General features: G+C 60.9%; 16 protein-coding genes, 1 tRNA gene and 1 other annotated feature. Of the genes, 4 read left to right on the top strand and 13 right to left on the bottom strand.

The genetic code is table 11. The features are described 5' to 3' along the window. From M8744_RS14355 to M8744_RS14340, 4 genes are all read right to left on the bottom strand, one after another. Nucleotides 1-849 carry a substrate-binding domain-containing protein gene (locus M8744_RS14355; protein WP_251418977.1) on the bottom strand — a complete coding sequence of 283 codons (849 nt, stop codon included), beginning with the start codon at nucleotides 847-849 and terminating at the stop codon, nucleotides 1-3. 45 nt (nucleotides 850-894) lie between these two features. Then, a complete protein-coding gene (arsH, locus tag M8744_RS14350; RefSeq protein ID WP_434481375.1) occupies nucleotides 895-1,605 on the bottom strand; it encodes an arsenical resistance protein ArsH in 711 nt (236 codons plus the stop codon). Nucleotides 1,606-1,694: 89 nt separating this feature from the next. Next, on the bottom strand, nucleotides 1,695-2,714 hold the full coding sequence (gene arsB / locus M8744_RS14345; RefSeq protein WP_251418975.1) for an ACR3 family arsenite efflux transporter: 1,020 nt from the start codon (nucleotides 2,712-2,714) through the stop codon (nucleotides 1,695-1,697). A 3-nt stretch (nucleotides 2,715-2,717) separates the two neighbouring features. Further along, nucleotides 2,718-3,059 carry an ArsR/SmtB family transcription factor gene (locus M8744_RS14340; protein ID WP_251418973.1) on the bottom strand — a complete coding sequence of 114 codons (342 nt, stop codon included), beginning with the start codon at nucleotides 3,057-3,059 and terminating at the stop codon, nucleotides 2,718-2,720. Nucleotides 3,060-3,274: 215 nt separating this feature from the next. After that, nucleotides 3,275-3,332, top strand: a sequence feature (sul1 is cis-regulatory element that is thought to sense ions involved in sulfur or methionine metabolism; They are found in Alphaproteobacteria). A gap of 65 nt (nucleotides 3,333-3,397) precedes the next feature. Here M8744_RS14340 and M8744_RS14335 point away from each other — a divergent pair. Then, nucleotides 3,398-4,888, top strand: a complete 1,491-nt coding sequence (locus tag M8744_RS14335) for a SulP family inorganic anion transporter (RefSeq protein WP_251419150.1) — start codon at nucleotides 3,398-3,400, stop codon at nucleotides 4,886-4,888. Nucleotides 4,889-4,901: 13 nt separating this feature from the next. Beyond that, nucleotides 4,902-5,759: a universal stress protein gene (locus M8744_RS14330; protein WP_251418971.1), complete on the top strand. Its 858-nt coding sequence runs from the start codon at nucleotides 4,902-4,904 to the stop codon at nucleotides 5,757-5,759. A 211-nt stretch (nucleotides 5,760-5,970) separates the two neighbouring features. On the opposite strand, the gene M8744_RS14325 is transcribed toward M8744_RS14330, so the two are convergent. Beyond that, nucleotides 5,971-6,681: a 5-formyltetrahydrofolate cyclo-ligase gene (locus M8744_RS14325; protein WP_251418969.1), complete on the bottom strand. Its 711-nt coding sequence runs from the start codon at nucleotides 6,679-6,681 to the stop codon at nucleotides 5,971-5,973. Between the two features lie 142 nt (nucleotides 6,682-6,823). Further along, nucleotides 6,824-6,970, bottom strand: a complete 147-nt coding sequence (locus M8744_RS14320; protein WP_251418967.1) for a hypothetical protein — start codon at nucleotides 6,968-6,970, stop codon at nucleotides 6,824-6,826. A 15-nt stretch (nucleotides 6,971-6,985) separates the two neighbouring features. On the opposite strand from M8744_RS14320, the gene M8744_RS14315 reads away from it, so the two are divergent. After that, nucleotides 6,986-7,399: an RrF2 family transcriptional regulator gene (locus M8744_RS14315; RefSeq protein ID WP_251418965.1), complete on the top strand. Its 414-nt coding sequence runs from the start codon at nucleotides 6,986-6,988 to the stop codon at nucleotides 7,397-7,399. A gap of 138 nt (nucleotides 7,400-7,537) precedes the next feature. Here the strand turns inward: M8744_RS14315 and M8744_RS14310 are convergent, their stop codons facing one another. The 6 genes from M8744_RS14310 to M8744_RS14285 all read right to left on the bottom strand — a co-directional run bounded on the left by M8744_RS14310 (nucleotide 7,538) and on the right by M8744_RS14285 (nucleotide 16,636). Beyond that, a complete protein-coding gene (locus M8744_RS14310) occupies nucleotides 7,538-8,965 on the bottom strand; it encodes a C69 family dipeptidase (protein ID WP_251418963.1) in 1,428 nt (475 codons plus the stop codon). A 28-nt stretch (nucleotides 8,966-8,993) separates the two neighbouring features. Next, nucleotides 8,994-11,057: a dipeptide ABC transporter ATP-binding protein gene (locus tag M8744_RS14305; RefSeq protein WP_251418961.1), complete on the bottom strand. Its 2,064-nt coding sequence runs from the start codon at nucleotides 11,055-11,057 to the stop codon at nucleotides 8,994-8,996. A gap of 1 nt (nucleotide 11,058) precedes the next feature. Further along, nucleotides 11,059-12,003, bottom strand: coding sequence for an ABC transporter permease (locus tag M8744_RS14300; RefSeq protein ID WP_251418959.1), 945 nt, complete (start codon nucleotides 12,001-12,003; stop codon nucleotides 11,059-11,061). Further along, nucleotides 11,984-12,928 (bottom strand): ABC transporter permease, encoded by a 945-nt coding sequence (locus M8744_RS14295; protein WP_251418957.1) that lies wholly within the window; start codon nucleotides 12,926-12,928, stop codon nucleotides 11,984-11,986. The genes M8744_RS14300 and M8744_RS14295 overlap by 20 nt, the downstream gene beginning before the upstream one ends. Nucleotides 12,929-13,018: 90 nt before the next feature. Beyond that, nucleotides 13,019-14,569 (bottom strand): ABC transporter substrate-binding protein, encoded by a 1,551-nt coding sequence (locus M8744_RS14290; RefSeq protein WP_251418954.1) that lies wholly within the window; start codon nucleotides 14,567-14,569, stop codon nucleotides 13,019-13,021. 105 nt (nucleotides 14,570-14,674) lie between these two features. Beyond that, nucleotides 14,675-16,636: a CocE/NonD family hydrolase gene (locus M8744_RS14285; RefSeq protein WP_251418952.1), complete on the bottom strand. Its 1,962-nt coding sequence runs from the start codon at nucleotides 16,634-16,636 to the stop codon at nucleotides 14,675-14,677. Nucleotides 16,637-16,825: 189 nt separating this feature from the next. Here M8744_RS14285 and M8744_RS14280 point away from each other — a divergent pair, with 189 nt between their 5' ends. Continuing rightward, nucleotides 16,826-17,638: a helix-turn-helix domain-containing protein gene (locus tag M8744_RS14280; protein ID WP_251418950.1), complete on the top strand. Its 813-nt coding sequence runs from the start codon at nucleotides 16,826-16,828 to the stop codon at nucleotides 17,636-17,638. A 259-nt stretch (nucleotides 17,639-17,897) separates the two neighbouring features. Here M8744_RS14280 and M8744_RS14275 read toward each other — a convergent pair. Beyond that, nucleotides 17,898-17,974, bottom strand: a tRNA-Met gene (locus tag M8744_RS14275). Nucleotides 17,975-17,995: the final 21 nt, after the last annotated feature.

Raw genomic sequence — 17,995 nt, 5'->3', positions numbered from 1 at the left:
CTATTCCTCCAGATCGCGCATACGGTCTGCGATCCCGTCGAACAGGTCGGGCGTCGCGCGCTGAAACCCGTCAAGTTGCAGCGACGCAAGCGCACGCCGGCCTTCCTCGGTCGCTTCCAGCCCCATCAAGGCCCGTTGCAGGCCCTGAACCGGCTCGGCCCCGACACTGTCACGCCGCGCACAGACCGGCGGGAAACCCAGCCATTCCGACCGGGCAATCACCTGCGTCCGCGCGGTCAGGTCTGGCTCGATCTCGGCAAGCGCCTCCCACACGTACCCGTCGACGCTGCCCGACCGAACAAGGCCATCCGCCACGGCGCGCACCACGTTGCGATGCCCAAAGGTAAAGATCGACCTGCTGAAAAAGGTTTCGGCCCGTTCGCCCATGCGCCGCAGGTCGGTTGCGGTGACAAGATAGCCCGAGTTCGAATCCGGGTCGGAAAAGGCATGCGTTCCACCGCGCAGGTCGGCCAAACCCGCAGCCGGGTCTTCGGCCGCAACAATCAGGTAGGATTGGTATCGCGGGCCGCCCCGCCAAACCGGCACGGCGACAAGATCCAGAAGGTCGGCATGTTGCAGAAAGGGATATCCGCAAAGCCAGGCCGCATCGACGCCGCGCTCCAGCAGCAGTCCGGTGATTTCCTGGTAGGTGCGCCGTTGCACCAGCTCGATCTCGCGCCCCATCCCGCGCGATAACACGCGGCGCAAACCGTCGATCACGACGGCGTCGTTGTCCAGAAACACCGGCGTCAGCCCAAGACGAAACACCGGCTGCGCCCGTGCCTGCCCCATGACCAACGCGGCAATCCCTGCCTGGACCAGAGTGCGCCGCTTGATGAGATGTTCCATGATCCCTGGCCCTCCCCTGGCCACGATCCAGACCGTCCGCGAAAATCAAATGGCTGATTGATTGCCCCGCGCGGTCAATTGGGCACTGCCTTGCTTGCGTTCGGAGTAGCGATCGACAAGGTACTCGGCTCGGTCACGGGTCAGCAGCGTGAATTTCACCAGTTCCTCCATCACATCGACGATGCGGTCGTAATAGGCCGACGGCTTCATGCGGCCGGCCTCGTCAAATTCCTGGTATGCCCGTGCGACAGACGATTGGTTTGGGATGGTCAGCATCCGCATCCAGCGCCCGAGGATGCGCATCTGGTTGACGGCATTGAAGCTTTGAGAGCCACCCGAAACCTGCATTACCGCCAGGGTCTTGCCCTGCGTCGGGCGCACGGCACCCTCGGTCAGCGGTATCCAGTCAACCTGCGTCTTCATCAACCCGGTCATGGCACCGTGCCTTTCGGGGCTTGACCAGACCATGCCCTCGCACCACGCCACCAGGTCGCGCAGCTCGCGCACCTTCGGATGCGTGGCATCCACCCCGTCATCGACCAGCGGCAGCCCGGACGGTTTGAAAAACCGGACATCGGCCCCGAACCTTGCCAGGATGCGCCCGGCCTCTTCGGCCGACAGCCGGCTGAATGACCGGGGCCTGAGCGACCCGTAAAGGATAAGGATCCGGGGTGGATGCGGGGCAATAGCGGGCGACAACAGGCGGTCCCGGTCGATCTCGGCAAAGCGCGCCTCGTCAATTTGCGGGGTGGACAGGTTGGTCAGTGTATCAGTCAATTCAGTTTCCTTGTTTGTTCATGGCTGGCGAACCGGGACAGGGTCAGCCACTGGACAGGCGCCAACATTCATGCCGGAAAGCGCGCCCGGGTGCGGTTGGCGAACCACACAAGCGAAAGCATCACCGGCACCTCCACCAGAACGCCGACGACCGTTGCCAAGGCCGCACCGGAGTTCAGGCCGAACAGGCCGATTGCCACTGCCACCGCGAGTTCAAAGAAATTCGACGTGCCGATAAGGGCACAGGGGGCCGCAACCTTGTGCGGAACGCGCCACGCCCACGCCCAGGCATATGCAATGGCAAAGATCCCGTAAGACTGGATCAGGATCGGTGTGGCCAGCAGAACGATCAGGAACGGGTTTTCCAGGATGACACCGCCCTGGAATCCGAACAGCAGCACCACGGTCAACAGCAACCCCAGAACCGAAGCAGGCTTGACCCGCGCGGTGAAGGCCGTCACGGCCGCCTCGCCCCCCTGCCGGATCAGCCGCGCACGGGTTATGACGCCTGCCGCCAGTGGCAGCACGACATAAAGACCCACGGAAAGCACCAGCGTTTCCCACGGAACGGTGATGTCAGTCACGCCCAGCAGCAATGCGACGATGGGCGCAAAGGCAAAGACCATGATCACATCGTTCAACGACACCTGCACCAGCGTGTAATTCGGGTCACCCTTCGTCAGTTGCGACCAGACGAACACCATCGCCGTGCAGGGTGCGGCGCCCAGCAGGATCAACCCCGCGATGTATTGGCCCGCGTCATCCGGGTCGATCAACCCGGCAAAGACATGTTCGAAGAACAAAACGCCAAGGGCCGCCATGGTGAAGGGCTTGATCAGCCAATTCACGATAACGGTGATGACAAGGCCCCTTGGCCGCTGCCCCACCCCTTTCAATGCGCCAAGGTCCACCGCGACCATCATCGGATAGACCATGGCCCAGATCAGCACGGCCACGACCAGGTTCACCGACGCGTATTCAAGCGCGGCAAGAGCCCCGAACAACCCCGGCAGCAGGGTTGCCAGCACGATCCCCGCGACGATGCACAGGAGAACCCAGATGGAAAGATAGCGTTCGAAAAGTGACATGGATCATCTTTCAGCTGCGGACGGGGGCACACAGCACATGTTTTCGCGGTGGGCCACGTCCAGTTCGTCGATCAATGACGACAGGGGCAAAAGGGCACCGGGGCTGAGCGAATAACAGACCCGGGGTGGATCAATCTGCCCTTCGATCACGCCCGCGTCCTTGAGGATGCGCAGATGCTCGGACACCGTGGATTGCGCCAATCCGATCACATCGACTATGTCGCCACCGATGCAGCCCGGCGTGCGCGCCACCAGCCGTAGGATCCGCAACCGCGCCGGGTGCCCCAAGGCCTTGGCCACGGCTGCCATCTTCTTGTCCGCCTGATCCTCTTCGGTGTCTTTCATTCGGAGCCTCTCGCCATATCGAATATCGTCGTTTGACGATATGTATGATCAGATCCAGGTTCAAGCCTGTTTTGCGTAAGGGCATTTCTGACCCTACCTTGCCCTGGACCCCCTGTGGTGTGCCTGTTTATTAACCCTTTCACCTCCAAGCATCATTATTTGCGTCAACAATGTTGGCATTCTCGGCAACACCGGCTAAAGGCACGGTCAGCGAACATGGAGTCGGGTGAAATTCCCGGCTGGCTCCTCCGGCCGCCTATCCGCCGGATAACCCATCAGCAGATGACATCAACAAGACCGCACGCTTTCGCTGGCGGCCTATGGATACCGAACTGTTCATGATCTCTCTTTCTCAATATCGGCGTCAATGGACGCACAACATTCGTGGCGACCTGCTCGCGGGGTTGGTGGTGGCTCTTGCCCTCATTCCCGAGGCGATTGCCTTTTCCATCATTGCGGGGGTGGACCCCAAGGTAGGGCTTTATGCCTCTTTCTCTATCGCGGTGATCGTCGCGATCACGGGTGGACGGCCGGGCATGATTTCGGCGGCCACGGCGGCGACAGCCGTCTTGATGGTTACGCTGGTGCGCGATCACGGGCTGGAATATCTGCTGGCGGCAACGGTGCTGGCCGGCCTGCTGCAAATCGGCGCGGGCCTGCTTGGGCTGGGCTATGTCATGCGGTTCGTTTCAAAATCGGTGATGACCGGCTTTGTAAACGCCCTGGCCATCCTGATCTTCATGGCGCAGCTACCCGAGCTTGATCCGTCGAAGGTGCCCATGCTGACCTACGCGCTGGTCGCGGGCGGCCTGGCGATCATCTATCTTTTCCCACGCCTTACCAAGGCGGTGCCATCTCCGCTGGTCACGATCGTCGTGCTGACGGTGCTGACCGTTTTCATGGGGTGGGACGTGCGTACAGTGGGCGATATGGGCCAGTTGCCCGATACGCTCCCGGTATTCCTGATCCCCGACATCCCGTTGAATTTCGAAACGCTGGCGATCATTTTTCCCTACTCCGTGGCGGTCGCCGTGGTGGGCCTGCTGGAAAGCCTGATGACCCAGCAGATCGTTGACGACCTGACCGATACAACCTCGGACAGAAACCAGGAATGCGTCGGCCAAGGCATCGCGAATACCGCGACCGGCTTTATCGGTGGCATGGCGGGCTGCGCGATGATCGGCCAGTCCATCATCAACGTGAAATCCGGTGGCCGTGGACGCCTGTCTTCGCTTGCCGCGGGCGTCTACCTTCTGATCATGGTTGTGGCACTGGGCGATATCGTGGCAATGATCCCGATGGCTGCGCTGGTTGCCATCATGATCATGGTTTCCATCGGCACGTTCTCCTGGTCGTCCATCAAGAACCTGCGCGAGCACCCGAAATCCTCGTCAATCGTGATGCTGGCAACGGTGTTTTTCGTGGTCTACACCCACAACCTCGCCATCGGCGTTCTGGTCGGCGTTCTGCTGTCGGGCATCTTCTTTGCCTGGAAGATTGCGCAGCTTTTCCGCGTCCGCTCGGAGATCACGCCATCGGGCAGCCACCGCACCTATATCATCGAGGGGCAGTTGTTCTTTGCCTCCTCCGAGGATTTCATGAAGGCATTCGACTTCAAGGAAGCGCCGGAAAAGGTCACGATCGATGTCAGCCGCGCCCATATCTGGGATATTTCGTCTGTTGCGGCCCTTGATATGGCCGTGCTCAAATTCCGTCGTGAAGGCGCCGAGGTCGAGATTATCGGGCTCAATGAAGCCTCGGAAACCATCGTTGACAGGCTTGCCATCCATGACAAGCCCGGCGCGATGGATCAATTGATGGGCCACTGAGGGAGGACCGGACATGACAACTGACACACTTATCGCCCTTGTCGATGGCTCTGGCTATTCGGAAAGCGTGTGCCACCACGCGGCCTGGATCGCGCAAAAAAACAAGTGGAAGGTCAAGCTTTACCACGTCATGGGGCGCCGCGATGCCGGAGAGGCACAGGATCTGTCCGGGGCGATCCGGCTGGGCGCGCGCAGCGAACTGCTTGAACAACTGTCCGAGCTGGATGCCGAGCGTTCGAAACTGGCCCATGCGCATGGGCGCGCGATTCTTGACGACGCAAAGGCGCTGATCAGGGGTGACGGCGATATCGAGGTGGAAACCCGCCTGCGGCAGGGCGACCTTGTCGAAACGGTGACCGCCAAAGAGGAAAACGGCGACATGATCGTCATCGGCAAACGGGGCGAGGCCGCGGGCCTTGCCTCGGAACACCTGGGGTCAAACCTCGAACGGATCGTGCGTGCCAGCCACAAGCCGGTTTTCATCGCCAATCGGGCTTTCAAGCCGATTCAAAAGGTGCTGGTTGCCTTTGACGGCGCGGCTTCATCGCTCAAGGCGGTTGACTTCATCGCACGCAGCCCCCTTTTCGCAGGGCTGAAGGTTGCGCTGGTCTTTGCGGGCAAGGAAACAGCCGAGATCACGAAATCGCTGGAAAACGCCGTATCGACCCTAAAGGCCGGCGGGATCGAGGCGGAAACGATGGTGCAAAGCGGCGAGCCCGAAAAAGTTCTGTCGCAACTGACAGCCAAGGACGGTCACGAACTGCTGGTAATGGGCGCCTATGGGCACAGCCGCATCAGATCGCTGCTTATCGGGTCGACCACGACAGAAATGATCCGGTCCTGCCGCGTTCCCGTTCTGATCATGCGATAGGCAAGAAACCTCAAACGTCCATTGGTTTGCGCATCGCCCCTCGCCCACATGCGGGTGGGGCGATGTCTGTTTCGGCAGTCGGTATCGTGCAAGGGCGGGTATTGGTGATCACACGGCCAACCGTCGCACCAGACCGCGTGGAAAAGGGCATTGCCGCCATCGCTCCCGGGGTTCGAGCAACCCACGCGCAAAACAGACCGGCCGCTTCCGCTCAGCCGCTGCGCCTTGCAAGCACCCCGGCCTCGGTCACGATAAGGTCGAGCGGTATGTCATGGGGCTGCGGATAGATCGTTTTCAGCCGTGCGTCGGCCAGCGCGATGCCGATGGCAAGGGGCCGTGCTCTCAGCGCTGCCAGCGTCCGGTCGAAATACCCGCCGCCCCAGCCGAGCCGATAACAATCGCCATCCCAGCCCAGACAAGGGGCCAGCGTCACATCGGGTGTCAACTCCTGTGCATCGTGTGGCGGCACCGGAATATTCCAGTCGCCGCGCACCATTTTCGTACCCGGCGCCCAGCGGCGAAACACCAGCGGGGCGGCGCGGGTTTCGACCACCGGCAGGGCGATTGTCACGCCTGCCTCGTGCAGCTTTTCCAGCAACGGGCGCAGGTCAGGCTCTCCCTTGATCGGCCAATAGCCAGCCAGGATTGTGCCGTGCCCCGTATTGCACGCCGACAGGGCTTGCTCCAGGTGGTCGGCAATGGCGCGGCTGGCGCGTGCGCGCCCTTCCTGGCCAAGCGCCTTTCGCAGGTCGGCCAAACGTGCTCTTTCGGCCCGGCGCCAGCGGGCAACATCGCGCGCCTGTTCCGGGTCCCTGGCCAGCGGGTCGAAATAGGCCGGATCGATCTCGGCCGCCAGGCAGGGCGGCGAGGCGTATGTGCGCCGGCCCTTCATCGGCGCATCCCGAGCAGAAAGGGCAAACATGCACCCGGCTTGCCCAGCGCAAGCCCGATCTTATAGGCAAGTGCGTCCAATTCGGGTGCCGCCAGGCAATTTGCGGCAAGAACCCGCGCCCGGATGTGTTCGATCCAAGCAGATGTCGGCGTATCGGTCGCGGCTTGTTTCATTAACGATCCCCCGGCGTGGCGTCTTGAACAACATCCAGCGCGTTGTCATCTTTCAAGTATGTCCTGTCGATCACATTGCCTTCCGGCAAGCAAATTGGCATTTCAATTGCCAAATAAATTTCACCGACATTCAGTGCAAATTCCAAATCAGGAGCGCAACCATGCGTCTCACCTATTTCACCGACTACGGCATGCGCGTATTGATGCGCATGGCTGGAGAGCCTGAGCGGCCCTTCACCACGGCAGAGCTTGCCTCGGAATTCACGGTTTCGCGCAATCACTTGGCCAAGGTGATATCCGCGCTCGCAGCGGCCGAGCTTTTGGTCACCCGGCGCGGTGGTGGCGGTGGTTCGATGTTGGCCCGCGCGCCCGAAGATGTGCGCCTGGGCGACGTGGTGGCCGCGCTTGAGGAGGGCCAAGCGCTGGTCGAATGTTTTGCGGCTGGCGGGCACTCGTGTACCTTGGCGCCCCGTTGCCGCCTGAAAGCCCGGTTGGCCCATGCCCAAGCGGCCTTTATCGACGACCTGAACACCAGCACGCTTGCCGACTGCGTTTATCGCCCCCAGAACGCATGACCGGCCCCTTGGGGGACCATTGGACACATCGTTCAACGCACAGGTACGGGCATTACGTCGGCGGCGAACATCGTGAAATACGGGTGTCCGCCGCGTTATTGAGTCAAGCAGATCATTGGCCTGACCGGCCGTGCGACATTACCAGATCTGATCCGGTGACAGTGGCGTTGCTGTCATGTTCAAGGCATTCAATGCGCTGAGCCTGGCATGGGCCGCATCCGCCAGCGCCCTGCACTCGGCCAACGCGCCGGCGAAACGGGCATGGCTGAACTCGGTTAGCACCTGCGACGCAAGCGCCTGTTCATTCGCATCCAACAACAGCGATGCCGCACGTAACACATCGGGCACTTCGGCATTTGTACGCGCCTCGATGGCCCGCCAATGCGTCCAGACTTCGGCCAGGATCGGGTCGGGTTTCTGAAAGGCCAGGTGCATCAGGCGCTTGAATTCGTGAAAGGCAGAAATGCCGCTCTCGATTCCCTGGGGAACTAGGGATACCGTATCCGGGTCCTTGTCCTTCTTGCGGCAATCAAGAAAGCGGTGGCTTTCGCCAGTTGTCAGATAGCGATGCTGCTGCCATGCGGGCGGCACCGAAGACTGGCCCAGAAAGACCGGCATCAGTGGCGCCGTGACCGGGCCGACGGCCGCGTGCCACATCATGCGCAGCGCGTCATGCGCGGGGTGGGTCAGGGGCACGACCTGCCCGTATCCGGCGGTATCACCCGTCAGACGGTCGGTGCTGATTGACCAGAACACATCTTCAAGCGCGATCTTGCCGGGTCGCTGGGCGCGTTTGCGCATCTCATCCTCGATCCACGCCACGCCATCCCAGCGGTGCTTTCCATCGCCATAGATATGGTTGACGTGAAACGGCCCGTCTTCCGGCGACCACCAGCCCATTTCGCGGGCGGTGTCAAAAAAATGTGCTGGAAAAAGGAAATCCTCGTTCGGCGCCTCCGGGATCTCGCCGATATATCCGGGGCGCGAAGCGCGAATATCATCCGGGCCCAGCCGTTCGGCGCACCACAGCCCGCGACCGCCGGCAAATTCGATTACCACCCATGCCTCGTCGGGGTCGGCGATCATGTGGGAATTGCCACCATATGTGGAATAGCCATGTTCCGCGATCAGACGACCGATCAATTCTACGCCTTCGCGGGCACTGTGGGCCCGCTCCACGACGAGACGTGCCAGGTCGGAATAGTTCGGACCACTCTGGTCTTTCGGTGTCATCGCGATCACATCGTCCCGCGAGGTGGACCAGATGTCGCGCACCGCAACCCCACATTCATTCAACCCGCCATTGGTCAGCGGTGCAGGCACACCAAGGTAGTAGCTGTAGTTCACGCGCATGTTGCGCAACGTTTGCGGCGCCTGCGGAATCTCGCTGAGATGGCCGGGCATATCCGCCTGCGGGGTCACGCCAACGGTGACGGTCGATCCGTCGCGATGGATTGCGCGCGGGTTGATTTCAAGCCAGTGGCTGCTGGGCTCATCGCCATAGCCGGCCATGTAGGCGACCCCGTCCGCAGTCAGGTTACGCCCAATATATATACCGTAGCTCATTCTTTTTCTCTTTACGTGATGTCCGCAGTTATTGACCGAGCGGGAAATGACAGGCGTGGCGCCGGCCATCCGCCATGGTCACATGAGGTGGTTTTTCGGCCCGGCAGCGATCTTGCGCATAAGGGCAGCGCGTTGCGAAATCACAGCCTTTCGGACGATTGAGAAGGCTGGGAACCTCGCCGGAAATCGATACATGCACCCGGCGGCGGTCAGGGTCGGGTTGCGGCACCCCTTCGACCAGGGCCTGCGTGTAGGGATGCACCGGGCGGTTGAACACCTCGGCTGTTCTGCCCTCCTCGACGATACGGCCAAGATACATGATCGCCAGCCGATCGGCGATATGGCGCACCACGGGCAGGTTGTGCGTGATCACCAGATAGCCCAACCCGTGTTCGGCTTGCAGGTCGGTCATCAGGTTCAGAATCTCTCCCTGCACCGACACATCGAGCCCAGCAGTAGGTTCGTCCGCGATGATCAGCTTGGGGTTCAGCGCCAGCGCGCGGGCCACGCCGACACGCCGGGCCTGACCGCCAGACAGTTCGTGCGGATAGCGCGACAGGAAGGGTTTGGGCAACCGCACCATGTCGGCCAGCCGCTCTGCCTCGTCATCCAAGTTTACCCCGGAAATGCCATGAATCTGGAACGGTTCGGTAATCAGGGCACGCACCGACTTGCGCGGGGAAAGCGACCCGACCGGATCCTGGAACATCATTGCCATGTCACGGCGCAACGGTTTGAACCGGCCTTCCGGCATGTTGCGAATTTCCCGCCCCTCGAATTTCACGCTGCCGCTCCGTGCGGGGACGAGGTTCAGCACCGTGCGGCCCAGCGTCGTCTTGCCCGAGCCGCTTTCACCAACCAGCCCCACGGTTTCGCCAGGAGCAACCGACAGGCTGACATCCAGCACCGCGTCCACATGCCGTTGGGTGATGCCTTTCAGCCGCGCGCGCAGGGGGCCGACGGTTTCGAACTGCACGTTCAGGTCGGATACCTCCAGCAGCGGATCGTCGCGCTTGACGCGCGCGGGTTTGCGGGCACCGGCCTCTCCCTTTCCCACGGTCATGACATCCAGTGGCGGCGGCCAGTCAGGATCGTGGTGCGGCCCATCCAGCAGGTGACAGCGCGCCAGGCTCATCTCGCCGCGGGTTATGGTGGGGGGCGTCTGTTGGCGACAGATCGGCATGGCCCGCTGGCAGCGCGATGCATAGATACAGCCCGAAAGCGGTTTCGTGAGGTCGGGGATATCACCGGGTATGACGGGCAGCTTGCGCGAAACATCGTCGATCCGGGCCGGATCGCATTCCAGCAGGGCCCGGGTATAGGGGTGCTGCGCGTTGTGGAAAATCTCGTGCACCTCGCCCGCCTCGATAACCTCGCCCGCGTACATGACAACGACATCGTCGCACAGCTCGGCGATGAGCCCGAGATTGTGCGAAACCACGACCACCGTGGCATCAAGCTCTTTCTGAAGGTCCTGCAACAGGTGGATGATCTGCGCCTCCATCGTCACGTCCAGCGCGGTGGTCGGCTCATCCGCCAGCAAAAGCTGCGGCCCGGTTAGCAGCGCCATGGCAATACCGGCACGCTGGCGCATCCCGCCCGAAAAGTGGTGCGGATACTGGTCGATCCGCTTGTCGGGGTCGGGGATGCCGACCTTGCCCAGCATTTCAACAGCCATACGACGTTTCTCGACGGTCGTCACATTGGGCCGCCGATAGAGAATGTCGCGCATCTGCCGGCCATAGGTCAGCACCGGAATTTGGCTGGTCATCGGATCCTGGAACACCACCGATATTTCTTCGCCGCGCGTGGCGCGCAGCTGCGCCTCGCTTGCGTGCAGCAGGTCACGGTCGCCAAAGCGAACTTCACCGCTCGTCACCTCGGCGTTCTTGGCCAGAAGACCGAGTAGCGCCCAAAGAACCGTTGATTTTCCCGATCCGCTTTCACCCACGATACCGATGATCCGGTTCTTGCGGATCGGAAAGGAAATATCGCGCAGCGCCTTCACCCGGCCGCGGGGCGTGCGGAAGTCGACCGACAGGTTTCGAACGTCCAACAGCGTGTCGGGGGCATGTGTTGCATCCTTCGGCATGTCAGCGTCCTTTCCCCATGCGTGGATCGAAAATATCGCGCAGCGCCTCGCCGAGAAAGGTAAAGCCCAGCGTGGTCAGGATCAGCGGAATTCCCCCGGCGATGACCATCCAGGGCGCATCGCGGATCACCAGGTAGCCCTCGTTCAGGATCGTTCCCCAGCTTGCGGTGGGCGGCAAAACGCCAAGCCCCAGGAAGCTAAGCCCGGCTTCGACCGTAACGACAACCGGCACGTCCATCGCCGCCAGGATCAGCAGCGGGCCAACAACATTGGGCATGACATGGTGCAGCAAGATGCGTGCCATGCTGGCGCCCAACGACCGCTCAGCGAGAATGAAATCGGTGTTTTTCAGCGTCAGCGTGGCGGTGCGTGCCACGCGCGCATATTGGGGAATGGACGTGATGATAACGATGGCCAGCACCATGCCAAGGCTCGGCCCGGTCAGCGCCACCATGGCCAGCGCCAGGACGATGGTCGGAAACGAGCGGACAGTGTCAAAGGCCAAAAGCAGCAGATTGTCCAGCCAGCGCGGCCCGAACCCGGCAATCATGCCCAGGATCAGCCCCACGACCAGCGCAACGGATACGCCGATCGCCGCGATTTTCAGGGCCACGCGCCCCCCATACAAGATGCGCGACAGCGTATCGCGGCCCAATTGGTCAGTGCCTGCCAAATGATCCCATGTCGGGCCAGACAGGCGCGCCGGCACGTCCAGCGCGTTCGGGTCATAGGGCGCAAGCCAAGGCGCAAATATGGCGCTGGCAAAGAACAGGGTAACAAGGATCAGCCCGGTCACTCCCTGCCAATTGGTCAGGAACATGCGCAGCTTTTCGCGGCGCTCGCGCGCGGCGGATTCACGGATATCGGCATCTGTGACATGGTCGGGAAGTCCCGATGCATCGACTGCCGGTTCACCGGTTTCGGATTCAGAGGGATTCTCGGACACGGGGATCAAACCAGGCTATGAGGATGTCAGATATCAGGACGACAAGGATATAGAGGCCAGTGGCCACCAGAACCGCGCCCTGTACGATCGGGAAGTTGCGCGCCGTTACGGCGTCGAAAATCAGTTTGCCGATACCGGGGCGGGCAAAGATGATCTCGGCAAATACGGTCGACGAGATCATGCCCCCAAACCCCATGCCGATCAGCGTGATGGTCGGAAGGATGGCAACGCGCAGCGCGTAACCGAATATCACCCGCCTTGGCCGAAGGCCGAAGGCCCGGGCGGACCGGATATAGTTCTCGCCCATCACTTCGAGCATCGAAGCCCGCACCATGCGCGCAAGATATCCAACCCAGCTCAACCCGATGGCAAAAGCCGGAAGGATCAGGTGGCTGACCTGGTCGCCAAGATCGCCAGGCTCGCCCGCGCCAATGGCTGGAAGCCAGCGCAGATGCACGGCGAATATCAACAGCGCCCAGATCGACACGAGGAACGACGGAACCGCAATGGTGCCCACTGAAAACACCCCGGTGATGCGGTCGAGCCAGCTGTTGGGTTTGACCGCCGCAAGGCAGCCCAGCGGAATACCCAGCAACATGGCCCAGCCCATACCCGTACCGACAAGCGCAAGGGTAAAGCCGATCCGCTCCATGATGATCGCGGTGACCGGCCGATCAGAGAACACGTCAAGCCCAAGGTCGCCTGTCGCCGCGTTGGCGACATAGATCATGAATTGCCGCCAGACCGGTTCATCCAGGTGCATTTTCTCGGCATAGCGTGCGATGGCCTCGGGCGTGGCGCGCGGCCCAAGTGCGATCGTCGCCGGGTCACCGGGAATGAGATGCAGCAACGAAAACAGGACAAGTACGACGAGGCAGACCACCACCGCAGAGAGGCCGAGCCGTTTCGTGAGATAGTATAGCAAGGGTGCCTTCCTCCTTTGCAGCGCCGCATCGAGGACCGGACCGTTTGCATATCAAGCGAAACGGTCCGGCCGGTTTGCGCACAGGCGGTTTTATGCCTTGGTAAAGCGCCGGTAGTTCAGTTCGCCGGACGGCGCGGCATTCACGCCGATTTCGGTGCTGTGAACAAAGGCTTCCGGTTCATGGTTGATCCAGACATAAGCGCCGGTGTTTTCCATGATTTCCTGCATGCGCACGTAGATGTCGTGGCGCTTCTGGGGATCGGTTTCATTGATGCCCTCTTCATACAGGCGGTCGTACTCCTCGTCCGTCCAGCGCTCCCAGTTCCAGACGCCGACCTGGTCTGACGTGAACCACTGGGTCGCTTCATAAGGGTCGGGCGTGGTGCCGAACCGCATAAGCCAAAGCTCCAGGTCCTGCCATGTGTCGCCCTTGCTTTCCTGTCCCATTTCCCAGAAGGGCCCGCTGTCCAGCGGCAGCACCTTCACGGTGATCCCCACCTGCATCAGGTTGGCCTGGATGATCTGTGCGGCCAGCATGCGCTCTTGGTTGTTCAGCGTGCGCAGGGTCAATTGCAGCCCCGACACCCCCGCCTCGGCCAGCAGGTCGCGGGCCTTGGCCGGGTCATAGCCGTAGCCCGCGCTGTCGCGCTGTCCGGTCAGGCCCGGGCAGATGATGCCGTGAGATTTCGCCGTGGTGCCGGAATAGGCGCCTTGCAGGATCGTATCAACATCCACGGCATGCTGGATCGCCTTGCGCACACGGATGTCCTGCAGCTTGGGATGTTCGGTATTCATGCCCATCCACATGTACTGCAGTTCACCCGCCACGGCGATTGCCGTGCCATCGGGCATGTTCTTGGTGTACCGGGCTAGCGTGTCGGCGCCAACCTCGGTGCAATCCAGTTCGCCGGCTTCAAAGGCAAGTTCGGCCGCCTTCACCTCGGTGATGACATTGCATTCCACCCGGTCGAACGCCGGTTTCGGCCCTGTCCATTCGGGGTTGGCGGTGAAAACCGCGCGCTGGCCTGGCGTCGCCTCGTAGGTGTAGGGGCCGCAGACCGCCGGAAACTGCGTGGTGAACCGATCACCCACATCGGCCATGGCCTTTTCGCTCAACACCGCGCCCGGACCGTGGCAAAGAGTGATCATGATGAAGGGCGCAAACGGCTTGCCAAGAACAATCGTCCCGGTGCGATCGCCCGTCACCTCGACATGGTCCAGCGCCTCGAAATACCCCGACCAGTCGCTGTCTTTCATCCGTTCATAGGAAAACTTGACATCCGAGGCCAAAACCGGGCCATAGCCGTTCGACCACACCAGCCCCTCGGCCAGTTCGAAATCGATATGGGTTGCGTCGCGCTGTTCCAGCTTGGTCACGAAATAGCTCGGCTCCCAGGTGAAGGTCTCACCATCCCGCGCGTATTGCGCTAGAAATGGAAGGCATTGCTTCTGCGCCTCGATCTCGGTGCCGCCGGTCATGAACCCCGGGTCAAGCACGTCGTTGTCGCCGTCGATCCGAAGGCGCAGCGTGCCACCCGTCTGGGCGAAAGCCGCAGTTGTCCAACCCGGGGTCAGCCCCAGGGCACCCAGTGCGGCGGTCGTGCCGAGAAAGCCTCGGCGGCTTAGTCCTGTCTGTTTCATGATTCTCTCCTCTGTGGATGTTTCCTGACCGCGGCATTGCTTGGCGATGGCATCGGTCAAACTTGATTTCCCTTGCGACGTGACGCGCAGACCACCTTTTTCGGGTTACATGTGGTCGCGCGGAATGCGCTCCTCCCACCGTTTTTCAGCAACCAACGCGTTATCTTCCCAGGCGCGCAATTCAGCCGTGATGATGAAATCGCGGTCATCGGTGCGCAGCTCGGTCCAGGTTTCGGACCGTACGGCCCAATCGCCACGGCTGAGCGCGTAATGCCATTCTGCGCGCCCCCAGGCCGATGTCACGTCGTCCAGTTTGACGCCGTATGTCTCGTATCCCTGCTTGTGCAGCGTGATGTCATTGGTGAGCAACCGCATGACACCGATGCCATCGGCAATCTGCATCTCGATCTCATCAGTCGCGGCATGCTCGGTGATGCGGAACCATGTATCCGGCCCGGCGATCTGCTCGGTTGGCGGTGGCGGGCCTGCCGTCGGAGGACCGAACGCGGCCAGAGTATCGTCCAGCGGCGAAGGCGGGCGCAACGGCAATTCCAGCGCGCTGCCCTCGGTATGGACGGTCAGGGTAACAGGCTCGGGCGTTGGCCAGATCATGGGAAAATAGCTGCTCGACAGGGCCAGTCGCAGCCGATGTCCGGCGGGCAAGGATTGCGCGACATGTTTCATCGGGATGGTCACGTCATACAGCTCACCCGGTTGCAACATCTCGGGTTTGTCATGGCCCTTGCGGTGGTTCAGGTTGAATACGCCGAAAGAAACACGCGTTGCGCGGCCATCGGGGTGCACGTCTACCAGCCGCGCGGCAATCTGTGCCACTGGCCGATCCACGCTCAGGCGCAGATGCACATTGGCGTCACCAGCAAAAGCCAGGCCACCCTCTGGTATGGCGATCTCGAAACACAGGCTGCCGGCATCATCGCGACGTTGATCAACCGGGGCATCGCCCGGTTTGCTGTATCCGCACCACTTGCCCGAAGCCATGCCAACATCGGCCGGGCTTTGATGGACAAGTTCGGCGCCTGAACCGGGTTTCTCCCGGCTCAATTCCCCCTCGGACGTCAGGTGAAACAGCGTTCGCGTCACCTGCGGCGACGGCCAGCCCGGCTCGGCGATCCAGTGACCGGGGCGGTTCTGGTAGTGGCCCTTGGGCGCAACGCTGTCCTGCATGTAAAGGCGCAACATCGGCTCATCCATGATGCCTGTATCGCGTCCTTTGAGCCAGTGGTCCCACCAGCGTAGCTCGTCCTGGAGAAACCCAATTGCCGGACCGGGTTCACCCATGTGGGGATAGCGATGGGCCCAGGGGCCCACCAGGCCTTTCCTGGGCCCTTCAAGGTTCTCCATCAGGCGAAAGACGCTTCGGCAATATCCATCAGCCCAGCCGGAAACCGCGTAAACGGGCACCTTAACACTCGACCAATCTTCGCAGATGGAACCATGTTGCCAGAACGCGTCGCGCCGTTGATGTTGCAGCCAGTTCTTCAACCACAAACCACTGCCCTCCAGCCGCTCCAGCCACATGTCACGCCATTTGTCCCCCACGTTCGCCGGGTCTGGCGGCAAGGTGTTGCGGCCAAACATGATGGAGGCCCAGCTAAGCTGTTCGCCCAGCAGGCAGCCGCCCATGTAATGAATATCATCGGCATAGCGATCATCGGTGGAACACAGCGTCACAACCGCCTTGAGTGCGGGCGGCTGCATCGCCGCAATTTGCAACCCGTTGAACCCGCCCCAGGAAATGCCGATCATCCCGACATTACCATCGCACCATGGCTGTTCAGCGATCCAGGCAATGGCGTCGCACCCGTCCTGCAATTCCTGCGGCAGGTACTCATCTACCATCAAACCTTCGGAATCCCCGGCACCGCGCAGGTCAAGCCGGATGACCGCATACCCATGACCGGCAAGGTAAGGCTGCATAGAGGCATCGCGCCCCGTGGTGAAATCATTCTTCCTATAGGGCAGGTATTCGAGAATCGCGGGAACCGGCGCGCCCCTTGCATCTTTCGGCATCCAGATACGGGCGGCGAGCGTGCAACCGTCGGGCATTGGAATTTCGGCGTGGTGAATTTCCATTATCTCATGTGGGAATTCGTCCACGTGCTTCATACGCTTGCCTCCGGGCTGCTTGTAATCGCGGGTATTTGCTGTCCCGAAAGCCTACGTCACTCAGCGCGGCGCGCAACTTCGCGCAGCTTCGCTAATTGATGCGATTTTCGCTTCATTGTACGTAAGAACATGTCTGAAGAACTGCGCCAAAACCTCACGCTGCTATGCAGCTACTTTCCGTCCATTGCCGAGGTTTGTCGCAAGCTCGACATCAACAGGCAGCAATTCAACAAGTATCTTGCGGGCAATGCGCATCCATCGCGGCACAACATGCGCCGTATCTGCGATTTTTTCGGCGTCTCCGAATCCGAGCTTTTGATGGAGCCGCAACAGTTCGAAGAAATCGTCGCACTCAAGCGCAAACCCCCGCAACAACAAGCCCTCAGCAAACCCTTGCGTCATCTCGAAAAGCTGTATCAACGCAGTCAGGAGCTTGAGAAATACGTTGGTTACTATTTTCGATACTTCTATTCGTTTGGAAACCGGGGAAAGGTCATCCGTTCGCTCGCGGTCGTCTACAAGGAAGATGACAAGTACTATTGGAAGAACATCGAAATCCTGCGCGATCCCATGACCGGGCGCACCAGCGGGTTGAACAAGTACGAAGGCGTGCTGTTCTATCTTGCCGACCGTCTCCACGTCATCGAATACGAAACGATCGAAGTGAACACCATCACGCAAGCGACGCTGTACCCCAGCCATCGTAGCAGGATCGGGGTTCTACTTGGCATTCAAACGGGCGGCCCGACACGACGCGGCCGCAAGCCCGGCGCCTCGAAGGTTGCACTGGAATACCTTGGTCGCGACATCAATGTGCGCGAGGCACTGAAACGCACCGGCCTCTACGATCCGAAGGACGGGTTGATACGATCCGAGATACTCTCGCTTATCGAGAACAGCCTGGACCCTGGAACCTTCGTTCTGGACGTGGAAGAACCCTGAACCGTTTCGGGTTCAAGGTAGCCATAACCTTTCGGGCTTGGTGAACCCCTGGCTCTGCGTGCTCCAGACGCGTGACCTCCAGGTTCCATGCGCCGGCGCCTTTCGCGGAACCGGGGCGTTGAGTTTTGGTTTCCGCCTCATGTCGAGCCCACTTGACACAGGACCGATATCGAGGGTGATCTGGCAGGTATTCTAAGCCTCTGCCAGACAAGCAAAAAGGCCGCCGGGCTTTCGCCGGACGACCTCATGCAAATTAAGCTGGTTGCGGGGGTAGGATTTGAACCTACGACCTTCAGGTTATGAGCCTGACGAGCTACCGGGCTGCTCCACCCCGCGGAGGTTTGTTTGGATCGTTTG

Origin of the sequence: Lutimaribacter degradans, assembly GCF_023703375.1 — a bacterium.
GTDB lineage: Bacteria > Pseudomonadota > Alphaproteobacteria > Rhodobacterales > Rhodobacteraceae > Lutimaribacter > Lutimaribacter degradans.
The sequence above is the reverse complement of the archived record's forward strand: the minus strand, read 5'-3'. Positions and strand labels throughout refer to the sequence as shown.

Bases quoted from the DNA above. Each gene is read 5' to 3' on its own strand.
- M8744_RS14355 (WP_251418977.1), bottom strand. From the start codon at position 849: ATGGAACATCTCATCAAGCGGCGCACTCTGGTCCAGGCAGGGATTGCC.
- arsB (WP_251418975.1), bottom strand. From the start codon at position 2,714: ATGTCACTTTTCGAACGCTATCTTTCCATCTGGGTTCTCCTGTGCATC.
- M8744_RS14340 (WP_251418973.1), bottom strand. From the start codon at position 3,059: ATGAAAGACACCGAAGAGGATCAGGCGGACAAGAAGATGGCAGCCGTG.
- M8744_RS14335 (WP_251419150.1), top strand. From the start codon at position 3,398: ATGATCTCTCTTTCTCAATATCGGCGTCAATGGACGCACAACATTCGT.
- M8744_RS14330 (WP_251418971.1), top strand. From the start codon at position 4,902: ATGACAACTGACACACTTATCGCCCTTGTCGATGGCTCTGGCTATTCG.
- M8744_RS14325 (WP_251418969.1), bottom strand. From the start codon at position 6,681: ATGTTTGCCCTTTCTGCTCGGGATGCGCCGATGAAGGGCCGGCGCACA.
- M8744_RS14315 (WP_251418965.1), top strand. From the start codon at position 6,986: ATGCGTCTCACCTATTTCACCGACTACGGCATGCGCGTATTGATGCGC.
- M8744_RS14310 (WP_251418963.1), bottom strand. From the start codon at position 8,965: ATGAGCTACGGTATATATATTGGGCGTAACCTGACTGCGGACGGGGTC.
- M8744_RS14305 (WP_251418961.1), bottom strand. From the start codon at position 11,057: ATGCCGAAGGATGCAACACATGCCCCCGACACGCTGTTGGACGTTCGA.
- M8744_RS14290 (WP_251418954.1), bottom strand. From the start codon at position 14,569: ATGAAACAGACAGGACTAAGCCGCCGAGGCTTTCTCGGCACGACCGCC.
- M8744_RS14285 (WP_251418952.1), bottom strand. From the start codon at position 16,636: ATGCCCGACGGTTGCACGCTCGCCGCCCGTATCTGGATGCCGAAAGAT.
- M8744_RS14280 (WP_251418950.1), top strand. From the start codon at position 16,826: ATGTCTGAAGAACTGCGCCAAAACCTCACGCTGCTATGCAGCTACTTT.